We start from the raw sequence: 14,686 nt of genomic DNA on the forward strand, positions 1-14,686 counted from the left end.
TTAAAGCCTTAAATTATACCGATTACGGATATACCTACCATTATTACTGATTTGCTCTATTGGATTTATAAATAAGCAATTACTGATGTATATTTGTAATATAATTTCAGATTTACAGCGATGAAAAATATTTTTAGAATTGAATCGGTTGCAGACTACAATAAACTAAATGGACTGGAAACATTTCATCCTCTGGTTAGCATCGTCGACTTTTCGCAGACAGTAATAAACTACTCCGAACACACGCATTTTTATTATGGTGTGTACGCTATCTTTTTAAAGGAAGTAAATTGTGGGGAACTTAAGTATGGCAGAAATACCTATGATTATGAAGAAGGTAGTTTGGTTTTTGTTTCTCGCGGACAAATTCTTGAATTGGTACGTAATAATTCTAAAGTTAGAAAAGGCTGGGCATTGATGTTTCATCCTGATTTGATATTAGGAACCAACCTTGGAAAACAAATCAGCGATTACAGCTTCTTTTCATATGACATAAACGAGGCTTTGCATATTTCGGAGCGGGAACGAAAAATGATATTGGAACTGTTCGATAAAATTCAGTTTGAAGTTAGTCAACCCATAGACAAACACAGCAGAAGACTTATTGTTAATAATATTCAATTGTTTCTCGATTATTGTATGAGGTTTTACGACCGTCAGTTTATAACCCGAGAGTATTTAAACAAAGGGATTCTTGAAAAATTCGAAAACGAATTGAATACCTATTTTAAGTCAGTTAAACCACAAGAACTTGGTTTACCTTCGGTAGCGTATTTTGCAGATGCATTTCATCTATCGGCTAACTATTTTGGCGATTTAGTTAAAAAAGAGACTGGAAAAACGGCTCAGGAATACATTCAATTAACTGTGATGAATATTGCAAAAGATAGAATCCTTGATATTTCAAAACCTGTTAGTGAAATTGCATATGAACTTGGATTTAAATATCCACAGCATTTTACCCGGATGTTCAAGAAGAGTGTTGGTATGTCGCCCAGTGAGTATCGGAATCTGAATTAACTTTCCAGAAGTAACAAAGTATAGCTGTACTGTTTGCAGATAGGGTTCCAATCCAGTATATGGGTCTTCGGAAAATCAATACCATAGGCATTCGCCAGGCCAACAAGCTAATGCACATGTCTGCTGTGGCCTATCATCTTAAAAAACTACTGAAATTTGTGACAAAAAAGGACTGAAACAATGGCAAATGAAGCCATTGGTTCTGTGAGAAGTTAGGGGTGAATTGAAAATCGACGAAGTCAAATTCCCCTAGCTTATTCGACTGTTCGTTCGGTGTTCTTTTTCGCCTGTTTGCCAGCGTTGGTAAAGACATACTCTTTTGCAATTTTTGGCTTGCGAGTTGGCTGGTGCGAAACAAAGTTCACGAACTCCAAAATAAAATTAATAAACCGTGAGTAATTGCAAATGTGTATGGCTTTTAGCGTTGGCATGAGTTATTTTAATTTAATTTTTTTTGTCAAAGTGTCGTATTCGTAATTCACAATATTTTCATTTAAAATCAATTGAATTGCCTCTTCGATTACCTCAAAAGGAACTACAAACCATTCTCTCGGATTTAGTCTTTGTCCTTTTTCATTAAACAAATCAATGTCTAAACAAGCACTTGCAAAAAATCTATGCAAAAGACTTTCTAATTTGTCTGCATTTCGATTGTAAACCTTGTAAGTTGCAACTTTCTGTACATCAGCAAATAAATAGGTCGCTTCGTGTCGAGCATTTTTAATTCTTTCATCTACAGAACTGGTTGTGAAACCAATTTTGTATAAATCTTTAATTTCTGCTAATTCCTTTTTTGGTGATTTCGTTTTCAAAACATAAATCCAACCCGATTGAATATCTTCTTCCTTTACAAGTCCTGCATTAAGAAACAATTCATGTTCGATATTCTCATCTGTATTAGTAATAAGTTTTCCATTTTTTTGGATTTGTTTACCCAATGAGCGATAAAGCATATTACTGTAGGTTCCATTTTCAAAAACGGTTCTTGTTCTGCCTTCAATTCTTATTCTGTTTCCTGATTTTTGCTCCCATTCATCTCTTTTCAGATTCGCCGATTCCAAATAGAGCAGTATGCCATCCATTAAATAAAAGTCGCCAACGTGCAGGTTTTTCTCAATATTTTTAAATGGCAAAATCTTTCTTTTCCCTTCTTTAATTTCTTTATGCACTTTTTGAAACATTGCTTCATATTTCTCAAATTCCTTTTCTTTTAGCGGTTTCCTTTGTGCAACAAAATCGGCCTCAGCTCTTTCTTCTGGTCTTGGGGTATGCTTGAATTTGAAAATATCTAAATCTTTATCAGAATCCAATAAACCTAAATCATCATCATTTAAAATGTCATCAATGGTTTGTTTTTCCATTTCCACATAACCCAAAAGGTTATGTCTGTCAAATGGTTTTAGAATTTTCTTTTGAGCTTCATTTTCTCTAAAGTTCTTCAGTTTTGCCATCAAACCATATTCAGACATACTTGACTTATTTGGCTCTCTCTTGTTTTTATCAAAAAATGTATTTATTTCTTCAAAGGAATCAATAAGTCTATCTTCATCTGTTTTAATAATGGAAGTTTTAGCTTTTGAATCTAATAATCCAAAATCGTCATCATCAAAAATGTCGTCTATTGTTAGTTTCTTTTTAGCCATTTTTACTAATTGTTAATGGTGAATTATGAATGGTTAATGATTTGACCGACTCTTTCATTAATAATTTACAATTTATCATTCATAATTCGTTGTCGTTTCAACTCTCTTAAAAACACTAATGCCTCCGCCATTCTTTTTTCCTTGTGGTCAAATGCCTGAATGTTCGGTTGCTCACCATTATTATGTTGCACCCATTCTTTTATTTTAGGCCATAACAAAATGGCTTCTTCTTCGGTCATTTCAATTTTAATAGATTGAATATGCTCGTCAATTAATTTTAACACTTGGGTTGTAACCGATTTTGATAAAATTTCGAAGGCTTTTTGGAACGGATTTATTCTATCTATTAGGTCAATGTGAATGTCATCAATGTTTACAAAACTACCCGCCATTCTTATAAACTTCTTGTCGCCTTGTTCTTCAATCGTACTATTTTTTATAACAGAATCAACAACTACATGCTGTCTAACTGCTTCTACATCATCATCACTTAAATCAGGATATATTTCTCTGATGATTTTAGGAATTAAAACAGTATTAATAATTTCCGGCTCAACATTGCCCGGCATTGCTTTTAGCATTTGAGGGTCTTGCAATAATTTTGCCTTTAAATCATTCAAATCTGTTTCAATAATGTCCTTTGCTCTTTGAGAAGTAGGAAGCTTAAAACCTCTAATTTTAATCGTCTTATCATCATCTTCTTCCTCGTCATCATCATCTTTTTTAAGTTTGAATTTGAAGTTTGGGGCCAAAACTTGTTCCATTAGTAAAGATGCTGTAATTGCTTTTAGCATATTGTTTACAGAAAGCTTTACATCTTCATCTTGTGCGTCAGGTTGAGCAATGAGGTTGGTAAATTGAGCGTGAATTTTATTGTTGCTGTCTCGGGTAGCTCTGCCAATAATTTGAATAATTTCAGTTAGCGAACCTCTGTAACCTATGGTTAAAGCGTGTTGACAGTAGGGCCAATCAAAGCCTTCTTTTGCCATACCTAAAGCAATTATTATATCAATATCATCTACCGATTTTACTTCACGTAGATAGACACTTATTTTATCTCTTGATTTAGGGTTGTCATTTACCAAGTCGGCAACTTTTAAAGTTTTACCAGTTTTGTGGCTTTTGATGTTCAAAACGCCAGTATTTTCATCTTGAAACTCTAATTCTCCCAAAACATCAATAATATGATTGACTTCTTCGTATTTTTCTTTTGACGATTCAGCAGAGTTTACACTAGGTATGTGAATAATTGTTTTTTGGTTTTCGTCTAAAATTTCTGCCAATGCCGAAATTCCTGTTTCTGGATTTTTCTTAAAATACCTGCCTTGGTAAAAATGATAACCAATCCCTAATGATTTTAAATACTCATAGCCATTTAATTGTTGGTAGTAGGAGTAAGTAACTTTAGTGAATTTTGCTTCATCTTCGGGCATTAAAACCGGCACATTATCACCTCTAAAATAAGAACCTGTCATAGCCACAATGTGAGCGTTGGAATTTGCCATGATACTCTTTAACACTTGACCTAAAATATTGTCGCCTTCTGCTGAAACGTGGTGGAATTCATCAATGGCTACTAAAGTTTCATCCAACTTTTTCGCGTCCAAACCGTCAAAAGCAAACCGTAGAGTGGCGTGCGTGCAAACCAATATTGGTTCGTTAGAATCTAAAAAGTTTAAGAAAGCCGTTACCTTGCTTTTTTCTTCGCCTGGTGTACAGAGGTTGTATTTTGGATTTGGATTCCAATCGGCAAAAAAGCCAAACTTCTTGAGTTCAGTTGAGCCAAAAGATGCTCCAATAGATTTTTCGGGAACGGCAACAATTGCTTTTTTAATGCCTTGATTTTTTAACTTATCCAAAGCAATAAACATTAAAGCCCTTGATTTACCTGATGCCGGCGGTGCTTTTAGCAATAAGTATTGTGCAGTTCTGCCTTCATAAGCTTTCTCCTGCATTTCTCGCATCCCCAAAGCATTGGTGCTTTTGCTTTTCCCTGTTTGGTTGTATGTTACGTGTACTAAATCCATTTTTTTTAATTATAAATTGTGAATGATAAATGATGAATGACTGTTTTGCTGAAGAACATTCATAATTCACAATTCATCATTCACCATTATTTTTCTTGTCAATTAATTTTCTCATTTCCTTATCAAAATCACTTTCAAATAATCTGTCCTGAATAATTCTGTATTTTTCAAACTCACTTTCTGCATGGGCTTTGGCTATTTCGGCAGTTACTTTTCCAGCGTTTTGTAAAATTTCTCTATCGGTCGCTTCAATAAATTTATTCAAGCGACTTTCCCAATCTTCCATTGTCATAGGGATTTGCCTTAACGCCATATCTTCTGCAATATCTAAATAGGCCGAAACTAAACGTTGTAATTGTTGCATTTCGTTTTCCGACAAATAGTTTTTAGCAACGCCCACATCAAATTTTTGGATTTTACCCTTTGGAGCATCTTTCCAAGTTGCTAATCCCATATTTTCCTTTTGGTGGTCGGCTCTATTTATAATTACTTCGGCTGCTGTTTGACCATGAATAGCCCAATGCAATTTATTTTGCACGGTAGCGAAGAAACGTTTAGTGTTTTGAGCTGTCACATCATAATCAATGGATGTTGCATAAATATCTGTTATTTTTTGATAGAATTTACGCTCACTCAATCGGATTTCCCTTATCCGTTGCAGCTGTTCTTCAAAGTATTTTTTACCGAGAATTGTACCGTCATTTTTAAGACGTTCATCATCCATAGCAAATCCTTTGATGGTAAACTCTTGAACTATTTGCGTTGCCCATTTGCGAAAAAGCACGGCTCGCTCAGAGTTTACTTTGTAACCTACAGCAATTATTGCCAAAAGGTTATAATGCTTGTTATTATAGTTTTTACCATCATTTGCAGTTATTCGAAAATTTCGAATAACTGAACTTTCCTCCAACTCGTTGTCTGAAAATATCTTTTTAAGATGATAATTTACGGTATGAGTTTCTACATTGTACAGCGTACCCATCATTTTTTGTGTCAACCAAATATTCTCGTCAGCATAAATGGCATCTACACCCCCTTCTCCCGTAGCGGCAATAAATGTCAAATATTCAGCGGACGAAGAGCGAACCAATGATGAATTGTGAATTGTGAATTGTGAATTTTTATCTTCATCATTTTTTCCTTTTATATTTTTTTTTTTCTTCTCATTCATAATTTATCATTTATAATTCACAATTATTTTCTTTCTTTTGAAGTAATGATTATTGATGCCAAAATTTTGTTCAATTCCTGAATATCTGAAATGATTGAATTGTATTGAGTTGCTTCTAAATATTCTAAGTGAAACAATAGTTCTAACCAATATTCTGTTTCGTTAGCTTCTTTTTTGAGCAATAGCCATTTTATGAATAAAGTCAGCCGTACTTTCTGCGTGTTCGGCTTCCCTTACCAAAGCTCCAACAGCCGTTCCACTTCGTAATAATTGTTTGCTCATTACAAATTCTTTGTTCTCAACAAGAAATTTGTAACACTTTACAACTCTTATTGCAAAAGTAAAACTCTTATCCTTAATAATATTTGGTCTTTTCCCATTCACAATTCAACATTCATAATTTTTTTCTCTTCTTCTGCTTCGCAAAAAGTGTGTTCTTCTGCAACATCTCCTCATACTGCTTAAACAAATACTCCAAACGCTCGGTATCGTTTTTAAATTACCGCCAACGTTTGATGGTATGGTGTCGTGCGGGATTACGAAGCGATTTCCTATCAGTTTACACCGACTTTTTTTACGAGCCAAAAACACTCGCAAACCACTTTAACCCCAATGTTTTATACCGCATGTGTGTGCCTTGAATGGTAAATTTAGTAAAAGTTCTTTTATAATGTTAAGTTTTGTAAAAGAAAGTCCAGAGGGTGTAAGCCCTTATGTACTGGGGTGACTTCTGGAAGCATTAGCCCCGAGGCATTGGGGGCAAGGAGGTTTGATGAATCATGGGTGGTTGGGCTACGGCGAAGCCCTCTCGAATACCTTACTATAAAATGATTTTATGAGTCATTGCTCTACGGAGAAGCCTTCATGAACGCCCGAAATAATATATTTGTGAATAAAGTCCAATTCTGAGAACGACCATTACTCTTGAAAGGTTGAAGAAGCGAGGTTATGAATCTATGCTCGACATTTACAAACAAATCACGCCTGTTCGACGTGATTCCTTATTCCCCTTAACTTAATCCCGATTTCTCGGAACCGTATACGTACGGCGAAGCCTTAATGAATACCTTATTGTGAAATTATTTTGTGAATAAACCCGCTTGGTTTATGCTGAGCTTGCGAAGTATCTGGTGGTGTGAGAGGCACAGTGGCGGTCAATAGACCGTCACCTGTCTACTCGATTAGCGGTTCGTTGTTTTATTTAGTTCACGTTTTATTTCTCGCTTACATTTTATCAATATTTCTTCCTATGATTTGGTAGAATCCAACAGAGTTGAATTACCTTGAGGTGTTTCATCTATCCTTATTACTATAGTTATTCCAGGTGCCTATTTATAATTAACTCCGGCCTTTTTAGGTACACCTGAAAAAGACATTTAGAAATAAAAGGATACTTATGTGTCAATCTCACTCACATACTAACCATTTGCTATGGTTATTCCTTCATGAGCTAACTCCAATGTTTCAATTGCAACTTCATTCGCATCCGATTTTAAATCAAGGCTTGAAATTTTTGTAGGCCAAGCGTTAATTAACGTCCATGTCATAGTAGATTTTCCACCTTCGTCTAATAACTGAATAGTAACGGTTTCTCTTTTAATGGTATTCATCTTAATGGCATCATACCATTTAAAGAAATTATTGTCTTTTACAAAAACGCCTTTTTTAAGTGTTACGTTGCCAGTTTTAGCTATTCCCGGCATTTTAATGGTCGAAAATTGTTTGCTGTCACCGTGTCTATATTCAATTACTTGTGTCTCCGTTTCTAATCCGGAAATCTCTTGAAAAGAAACGGTATTGTCTTGTGAGCCTAGTTTTACTTTGAAGTAAAACTTTGGTAAAGGCCATACATTATCTTGAGTTGCACCATTTGCTGCCATAATGTTCTGTATTTTAAATTAGTTATTAATGTTCAGTTTCTTCAATGTCGTTTTACAATGACCGCTAACGGCAGACTGTCTAAAAAGCAAAGCTTGACAGTGATTTATATAAGTAGTCTGTAAAAATGAATAAATAGGAGAATCTAAGCAAGTTAGTTTAGGTTATTAGACAGACTGACGTTAAATGTATGAAATGTAGGCGAATAGAAACTAATGCCTTATCCGACTGCACTAAACTTAATAGAAAGTAGAAACATTAATAACCGCACAAAACCGCCTATATTTTATACATATTGTGTGTGCCTTGAATGGTAAATTTAGTAAAAGTTCGTTTATAATGTTAAGTTTTGTAAAAGAAAGTCCAGAGGGTGTAAGTTCCTTATACACAGGGGTGATTTCTGGAAGCATTAGCCCCGAGGCATTGGGAGCAAGGAGGTTTGATGAATCATGGGTGGTTGGGCTACGGCGAAGCCCTCTTGAATACCTTACTATAAAATGATTTTATGAGTCATTGCTCTACGGCGAAGCCTTCATGAACGCCCGAAATAATATATTTGTGAATAAAGTCCAATTCTGAGAACGACCATTACTCGTGAAAGGTTGCGGAAGCGAGGTTATGAATCTATGCTCGACATTTACAAACAAATCACGCCTGTAAGACGTGATTCCTTATTCCCCTTAACTTAATCCCGATTTCTCGGAACCGTATACGTACGGCGAAGCCTTAATGAATACCTTATTGTGAAATTATTTTGTGAATAAACCCGCTTGGTTTATGCTGAGCTTGCGAAGTATCTGGTGGTGTGAGAGGCACAGTGGCGGCCAATAGACCGTCACCTGTCTACTCGATTAGGTGCTGTTTTTTATATTAATTGTGTCAATGCAGGAATAAATGGAGCTATAACTGTCATGTGACTTGCAAGTAATCCAATAAATTCTTGATAATTTGCAAGATATGACGGAGTTTTTTTAGAACTCTTTAATTCCTCTAATAATTGTAACGATTTTTCTTTTATATCTCCTTCAATTATTCCTTCTAAAACTACCTTCAATTCTTTGAAAAGCAAATCAGAATCATTTGAGTAATTATTAGAATTATCTGTCGAATTAATATTTATTCTTGAATTTGCACCACTTGCATGATAAACAACAATCGATTTGTACTTGTCTTCGTTAATACTACCTTCTTTTCTTACTTTCGCCTGATAATGTCCTTTAATTCCACCAATGCCAGAATAATAACCTCGGTCAATAACAATATAGGTTTCAACTAATCCACTTGGCAATTTGCGATATATTTTGTCATTTTCTTCTAATGGTAATTTTTCGTCATGTATGAAAATTATTTTGGGTTGAACATTTGCCTTAATATTTTCAAAAATCTCACCACTTTGCTTTATTAGTGTAATTATGTCTTTAGAAAGACTTGATAGACTCATATTATATCTCCTTTATTATTTGTTATTTGACAATGATTTAAGGAATTGTAAAGCCGAATTTCCACAATCTTCCATAATATCTCTTTTTTTATAGACATCTACACTGTCTGCTTTTTCGATTCTTTCAATTACTGTTTTTTTATAAGAATTATATGTTTCGGGATAGATGTCTTTGTTAGATTCAAGCAATATTAATAGACCATAAATGAAACCCTCGTTTTCACCAGGTTCATAGTGACTAATATATGAAGGAGCACTTTTTAACAGCCCTTTTGCTTCAGTCTTGAAAGCTTCTTTTCGTGATTCTATTTTCAACCTTTCATTTGTTACTTTGGAATAACTATAGCTTAGTATTGAGGTTGAAACAGCCAAAAGAAAAATAATCCCAAACAATACAATATTTCGTTTCTTTCCTCCATTTTCTTCTTTCTTAATGGTAATTATCAGTCCAGTAATTGATGCCAAAGAACCTAAACTTGATAGCAATATATTTATCAAATCCATTATATTTTTATTTTATAAGTTGTCTTCTTCATTTCTTAAAATTGCACCTACGATTGTGAATGTGTAGGTACATTTATATTTCTTTATCGATCTTAAAACATACACTTACACAGCTGATAGTGTTGTGTAAGTGTATGTTTTACGTATCCTCAATAAGATCATCAATGGGATTCTTAAATTTAATAAAGTCTTTATTGGAAACATGGGTATATATTTCAGTCGTTTTTGAACTTCCATGTCCAAGCCATTCTTGAATATATCTTAAATCAGTTCCTTGTTCCAATAAATGTGTGGCAAATGAATGCCTTAGCATATGTGGTGTTACGTGCTTCTCAATATTTGCTAATTTACCTGCTTTAATAACAATTTTAACAATTGTTCCAGGATTATATTTCGCTCTGTTCTTATCCAAATATTTTTTTAAAACCATTGCCAGGCTTTCAGATAATATGCTCGTTCTGTCTTTACTGCGATGCGTATTGGCCGATAGGTGGATTTTTGTGCTCATTTACATGCTCTTGTTAAAGGGTTACTAAATTATAAAATGAATATTGTTTAGCAAAGCAGAATCAAATTAAATAAGCAGGAAATAAGCTGATCTTTTTGCCGGAAAAACAAAAAAAACATCCCCGGCCTAAGCCAGAGATGTTTCCTTTCTTCAGTTGTATGTAGTAATTAAAAAAAATGATTCCAGTTGCTTGAATCGGTATTCCAGTTGGAGCAATTGGTATTTCAGTTGCCAAATTTTAATGCCTGTTGTAAGTATTATCCTTCAGTTGCTTAATTCACCCTCCAGTTGCATATATTTAAGTGTCTGTTGGGTAAGTTAAGCTCCTGTTGCAAAACAAGTCAACAGTTGTGGGTGTTACAGAGAATTATCGCTTGTTTTCTCTTTCGTGTTTCTTGCGAATTTTCTTCTTTGATACTCACTCGAATACCTCTTTTGTTTCTCTTCGTCGTTCCAGAAGGCATATTTGCCATAAGCACGAATTTCGTCGACCAATTGCTTCAGATAAGTGTAGGCTCGGTCGCGCATTAGTTTTTCCGGTCTGTTTTTGCTGTTTTTTACGCCGTCAACCTTGTTCAACAGGTCGAAAAGCTCGCGCGCCAGCTGTTGGGAGCGGTCAGTTTTGGTGGTATCAAATAGAATTGCTTTTAAAGGTTCAGGATATTGTCTGGCAAAAGCAGGGTAGTCGCTCAGATCCTGAATTAAATCCATGTGGCCGTTTCCATCAAGAATGTTTTGCAGTTTTTTCAGAATATCCGGATGGTTTCGGTAGGCAAACTGAAAATCGTATTTTAATTCGCGTTGCAGCAGGCTGGCTTCCTCAATTTTTTCTTCCCACTCTTGTGTGCTGGTTAAAGCCGATTCATAAACAGCAGTCCAAACCGATTGCTGTTCCTGCAAAAATTTAGCTCTTGGTGCAAGCTCATTAATTGTATCCTCGCTTAGTCCTTTTGCCAAAAGCTCTTCTTTGTCTTCCAAAGCATATTGGTGAAGTACTCCGGCCTCGCCAATGGCAATGGCCACTGGGACGGCAGTCGAAACAATTTTGTCTTCAGAAATTTCAAGAACCAATTCATTAATTGTTTTTGTTGCAGTTGTATCTGTCATTTTTTTTAAGTTTTTAGGGTTGACTAATCAACCTGGTTTGTATAAATAATCATTTGGGGTTCTGAAAGTAGGAAATGTATGTTAATAATAAAAATTTATGTGAAATAATTTTTAATTTATTTTATGATATTATTACAAAACCTCTGAGTTTTAGATAGTTTAACTGTAATTATTCATTACAGTTAAGTGATGTTCCGATTTTATATTTTTTATAAAGAGTAATTGTGCATCGAATAAGCCACCTGCAGCTGCAAATTCATCCATCTAAAATCAGGTTATTTTGCTGTCTTAAACTGAACATTCGTTCAAAACAGCACACTTGCTTATGTGTGGCTGTGCAGTTCTGAACACCTTCGAAATCGTTTTAAATCCCATTTTCTGAAAACCTTTGCGTGTGTTAATAATCAGATATTCAGACTGTAGTCGAATAGAATGATTCTGAATAACAAGTGCGTGAAATTCTTGGCATCCCTCTTGGTTAGTGAGATTTCCAAATAGTCATCTTTTCAGACTAAAATGATTAAAACCTATAAACTAAAAATATATGAACAACCTTGAACTTTTTTTAGACAAATCAGCACTGGTCGGAAACGAAAATCAGATTCTGTCTTCTGAAGAATTTAAAAACCTCTTACAAAAGGAAAGCTTCGAATACATCGATGTTCCTAGTTTTAATCAGTTAAAAGGTATACAAGCCGGAGAAGCGGGAATCAAAAATGCTCTTATCGAAGTTGATTACGCCATTGCGGAAACGGGAACGGTTGTTATTGATAGTATCAATGAAAACAAACGTTTGGCAACCTGTTTGGCCGAGAAGCTGTTTGTTGTGATGCCCATAAGCAAGCTGGTTGCCAGTTTAAACGATGTGGCCGGTTTTATTGAGGAGAGAACTTCGGATATGGGGGGTTACGTCGCTTTTATTACGGGGGCCAGCCGAACAGCAGATATTGAGCGTGTTTTAACGGTTGGAGTGCACGGACCAAAAGAGATGGCAGTATATATTTTAAACGATTTATAAGTAGAAGCGATGAATATACAGGATAAAATACAGGAGAAATTAAACGATGAGGTTTTGTATAAAAACCTGAAAGGTTTTGCAGCAGCATATAAAGCTTCTAAAATTAATGCTTATAAAGGATTGGATTTTGAAGCCCTGCGAACAAGGGTTCACGACATAAAAGACCGTGATTTAAACAAGGTAATGCAGCAATTCAATTTGTTTAAAACGAATGTTGAGAAGTACGGCTGCAAAGTGTTTCAGGCAAAAACAGGCGAAGATGCCTGCCAATACATTGCTGATGTAATGAAAAAACACAATGCTAAATTCATGGTGAAAAGTAAATCGATGACTTCGGAAGAGATTTTACTCAACCATTATTTAGAGAAGGAGGGACTGCAGCCAATCGAAACCGATTTGGGAGAGTGGATTCTGCAGTTGGCCAACGAACATCCATCGCACATGGTAATGCCGGCTATTCATAAAACCAGACAGCAGGTGGCAAAAATATTTTCTGATTATACAGGAGAAGCGGTAGATCCTGAAGATATCAAAGCAATGGTGGAGATCGCCCGTCGATTTCTTCGCGAATCGTATTTTAAAGCCGGTGTTGGAATGACAGGGGCGAATGTTGCCGTAGCAAGTACGGGTACCATTGGTTTGGTTACCAACGAAGGAAATGCCCGACTGTCGTCTACCGTGCCCCCTGTGCACATTGTTTTGGTTGGATACGAGAAATTGTGCGACGATTTTAATCAGGCCTTGGATATTGTTCGTGTATTGCCGAAAAGTGCTACCGGACAAACCATAACATCATATACTACATGGATTAAAGGGAGGGTGCCTTCTCATAAAAATGAAGACGGCGTAAAAGAAACCCATTATGTGTTTTTGGATAACGGACGTTTGGCATTTTTCGAACATCCCAAATTTAAAGAAGCACTAAAATGTGTGCGTTGCGGCAGTTGTGCCAACATTTGTCCGGCTTACGAAATGGTGGGCGGTCATGTTTACGGCGATCGTTATATCGGTTCAATTGGTCTGATTTTAACAGCCCTTTATCAGGGCGACGAAGCGGCCAAAGATATTCTGAAAATGTGTATTGGCTGCCGTGCCTGTTCTTTTAATTGCCCTTCGGGCATTGATTTGCAGGCTTTAATTTCTGATTTGAAATTGGTTGTCGGCAAAAAATACGGCATCAATCCTATAAAGAAAAAAGTATTTAAAAGCCTGGTTGCAAAACCCGGCAGAATGAAGTCTGTTTTGAGTTTAGGGGCTAATTTCCAGTTTCCGTTAACGAAAACCAATCCATCAAATCAGGAAAAAATTATTGGTACAATTCCAATGCTGCCTAAAGAAATGGATTTTAGAAAATTTCCGGCTTTGGCTTCAAAAACCTTTAGCAAGCGTTTCTATAAAGATGGATACGATCAGTTTTCATCCGACAGAAAAGTATTTTTCTATCCTGGTTGCGCAATAGAATATTTTTATCCTGAAATGGGACTGGCAATGGTCAAACTGCTTCAAAAGAGTGGATTTCAGGTTGATATTCCTAAAAAAGCAGCCTGTTGCGGCATTCCTGCCATTGCATCGGGCGATCCCGAAAATGCAAAAAGCATGATTTACAATACCCTTGATAATTTACAAGGACCTAAAGACTATGAAGCTCTGTTGGTATTGTGTCCTACCTGTGGGGGAGCCATTAAACACGAGTTTCTGGATTTTACCAAAGAAGATCCAAACCGTTATAAAAAAGCGGCACAATTGGGTGATATGGTAACACCAATCGGGAAGTTTTTAGAAAACAACAACATCCGCTTTAAAGTGAAAGGGAACAAGAAGGTTACCTATCATACGCCTTGTCATGATTCCCGTTCATTGGATTATTCTGCAGAAGCCTTCCTTTCCAAACTAATCGGAAAACAATTTATTCCATTAACCGACAGCAATGTGTGCTGTGGTTTTGGAGGAACTTACTCTCTCGACTTTGCCACCATATCGAACGGAATATTAACCAAGAAAATAGAAAATATCGAGGCAAGTAAGGCTGAGATATTGGTTACCGATTGTCCGGGATGTGTAATGCAGATTAACGGAGGTTTGATGTATAAAAAAGTACCTGTTAAAGTGCTTCATCTAACCGAATTTATTGAAAAGTATGTTGAACTCATCGGGAAATAAAAACTATGAATTATGGACTTCAATAACGATAAGGTAGATATAAACAAAAGTCTGGAAGCTCTGAAACAAAAGCTTATCGACCTCGACGTTTTGATGCGCAACAGTGCAATGAACGGAAATCTTAAAAAACTGGACAATTCAATCATCGAAAAATACAGTAGATCTAACCCATTTACTACGATCAGTAATACAATTTGTAACTAAACCTA

At 35.7% G+C, this 14,686-nt stretch carries 14 protein-coding genes; 4 read left to right on the plus strand and 10 right to left on the minus strand.

Going from position 1 to position 14,686, the window contains the following annotated elements; translation table 11 throughout:
- Positions 1–120: 120 nt before the first annotated feature.
- Entirely contained in the window at positions 121–1,020 is a 900-nt protein-coding gene (locus ACHZAX_RS06455) for a helix-turn-helix domain-containing protein (RefSeq protein ID WP_320018474.1), read from the plus strand.
- Positions 1,021–1,454: 434 nt separating this feature from the next.
- On the opposite strand, the gene ACHZAX_RS06460 is transcribed toward ACHZAX_RS06455, so the two are convergent.
- From ACHZAX_RS06460 to ACHZAX_RS06505, 10 genes are all read right to left on the minus strand, one after another.
- Positions 1,455–2,663 (minus strand): GIY-YIG nuclease family protein, encoded by a 1,209-nt coding sequence (locus ACHZAX_RS06460; protein ID WP_320018475.1) that lies wholly within the window; start codon positions 2,661–2,663, stop codon positions 1,455–1,457.
- A 65-nt stretch (positions 2,664–2,728) separates the two neighbouring features.
- Positions 2,729–4,690, minus strand: a complete 1,962-nt coding sequence (locus ACHZAX_RS06465) for a DEAD/DEAH box helicase (protein ID WP_324292980.1) — start codon at positions 4,688–4,690, stop codon at positions 2,729–2,731.
- A 76-nt stretch (positions 4,691–4,766) separates the two neighbouring features.
- A complete protein-coding gene (locus ACHZAX_RS06470) occupies positions 4,767–5,861 on the minus strand; it encodes a virulence RhuM family protein (RefSeq protein ID WP_320018477.1) in 1,095 nt (364 codons plus the stop codon).
- A 23-nt stretch (positions 5,862–5,884) separates the two neighbouring features.
- A complete protein-coding gene (locus ACHZAX_RS06475; RefSeq protein ID WP_394698229.1) occupies positions 5,885–6,043 on the minus strand; it encodes a four helix bundle protein in 159 nt (52 codons plus the stop codon).
- A complete protein-coding gene (locus tag ACHZAX_RS06480) occupies positions 6,024–6,245 on the minus strand; it encodes a four helix bundle protein (RefSeq protein ID WP_320018478.1) in 222 nt (73 codons plus the stop codon). The genes ACHZAX_RS06475 and ACHZAX_RS06480 overlap by 20 nt, the downstream gene beginning before the upstream one ends.
- 1,034 nt (positions 6,246–7,279) lie before the next feature.
- Entirely contained in the window at positions 7,280–7,741 is a 462-nt protein-coding gene (locus ACHZAX_RS06485) for a phage tail protein (protein WP_101310327.1), read from the minus strand.
- A gap of 863 nt (positions 7,742–8,604) precedes the next feature.
- Complete coding sequence (locus ACHZAX_RS06490) at positions 8,605–9,180, minus strand: hypothetical protein (RefSeq protein ID WP_320018479.1); 576 nt, start codon at positions 9,178–9,180, stop codon at positions 8,605–8,607.
- 15 nt (positions 9,181–9,195) lie between these two features.
- Entirely contained in the window at positions 9,196–9,684 is a 489-nt protein-coding gene (locus ACHZAX_RS06495) for a hypothetical protein (protein ID WP_320018480.1), read from the minus strand.
- Between the two features lie 139 nt (positions 9,685–9,823).
- The gene (locus ACHZAX_RS06500) at positions 9,824–10,192 is read right to left on the minus strand and encodes a tyrosine-type recombinase/integrase (RefSeq protein WP_320018481.1); all 369 of its coding nucleotides are present in this window, start codon (positions 10,190–10,192) and stop codon (positions 9,824–9,826) included.
- A gap of 357 nt (positions 10,193–10,549) precedes the next feature.
- The gene (locus tag ACHZAX_RS06505) at positions 10,550–11,299 is read right to left on the minus strand and encodes a hypothetical protein (RefSeq protein ID WP_320018482.1); all 750 of its coding nucleotides are present in this window, start codon (positions 11,297–11,299) and stop codon (positions 10,550–10,552) included.
- Positions 11,300–11,843: 544 nt separating this feature from the next.
- Between ACHZAX_RS06505 and ACHZAX_RS06510 the strand changes: the two genes are divergently transcribed.
- Genes ACHZAX_RS06510 through ACHZAX_RS06520 form a run of 3 tightly spaced genes read left to right on the plus strand, consistent with a single transcriptional unit; the run spans position 11,844 to position 14,681 of the window.
- A complete protein-coding gene (locus tag ACHZAX_RS06510) occupies positions 11,844–12,317 on the plus strand; it encodes a LutC/YkgG family protein (RefSeq protein ID WP_320018483.1) in 474 nt (157 codons plus the stop codon).
- Positions 12,318–12,326: 9 nt separating this feature from the next.
- Positions 12,327–14,477 (plus strand): L-lactate dehydrogenase (quinone) large subunit LdhH, encoded by a 2,151-nt coding sequence (gene ldhH, locus ACHZAX_RS06515; protein WP_320018484.1) that lies wholly within the window; start codon positions 12,327–12,329, stop codon positions 14,475–14,477.
- A 12-nt stretch (positions 14,478–14,489) separates the two neighbouring features.
- Positions 14,490–14,681, plus strand: coding sequence for a hypothetical protein (locus ACHZAX_RS06520; RefSeq protein ID WP_320018485.1), 192 nt, complete (start codon positions 14,490–14,492; stop codon positions 14,679–14,681).
- The last annotated feature ends 5 nt before the right edge of the window (positions 14,682–14,686 follow it).

This window comes from Labilibaculum manganireducens (assembly GCF_963665805.2).
Classification (GTDB): domain Bacteria; phylum Bacteroidota; class Bacteroidia; order Bacteroidales; family Marinifilaceae; genus Labilibaculum; species Labilibaculum manganireducens.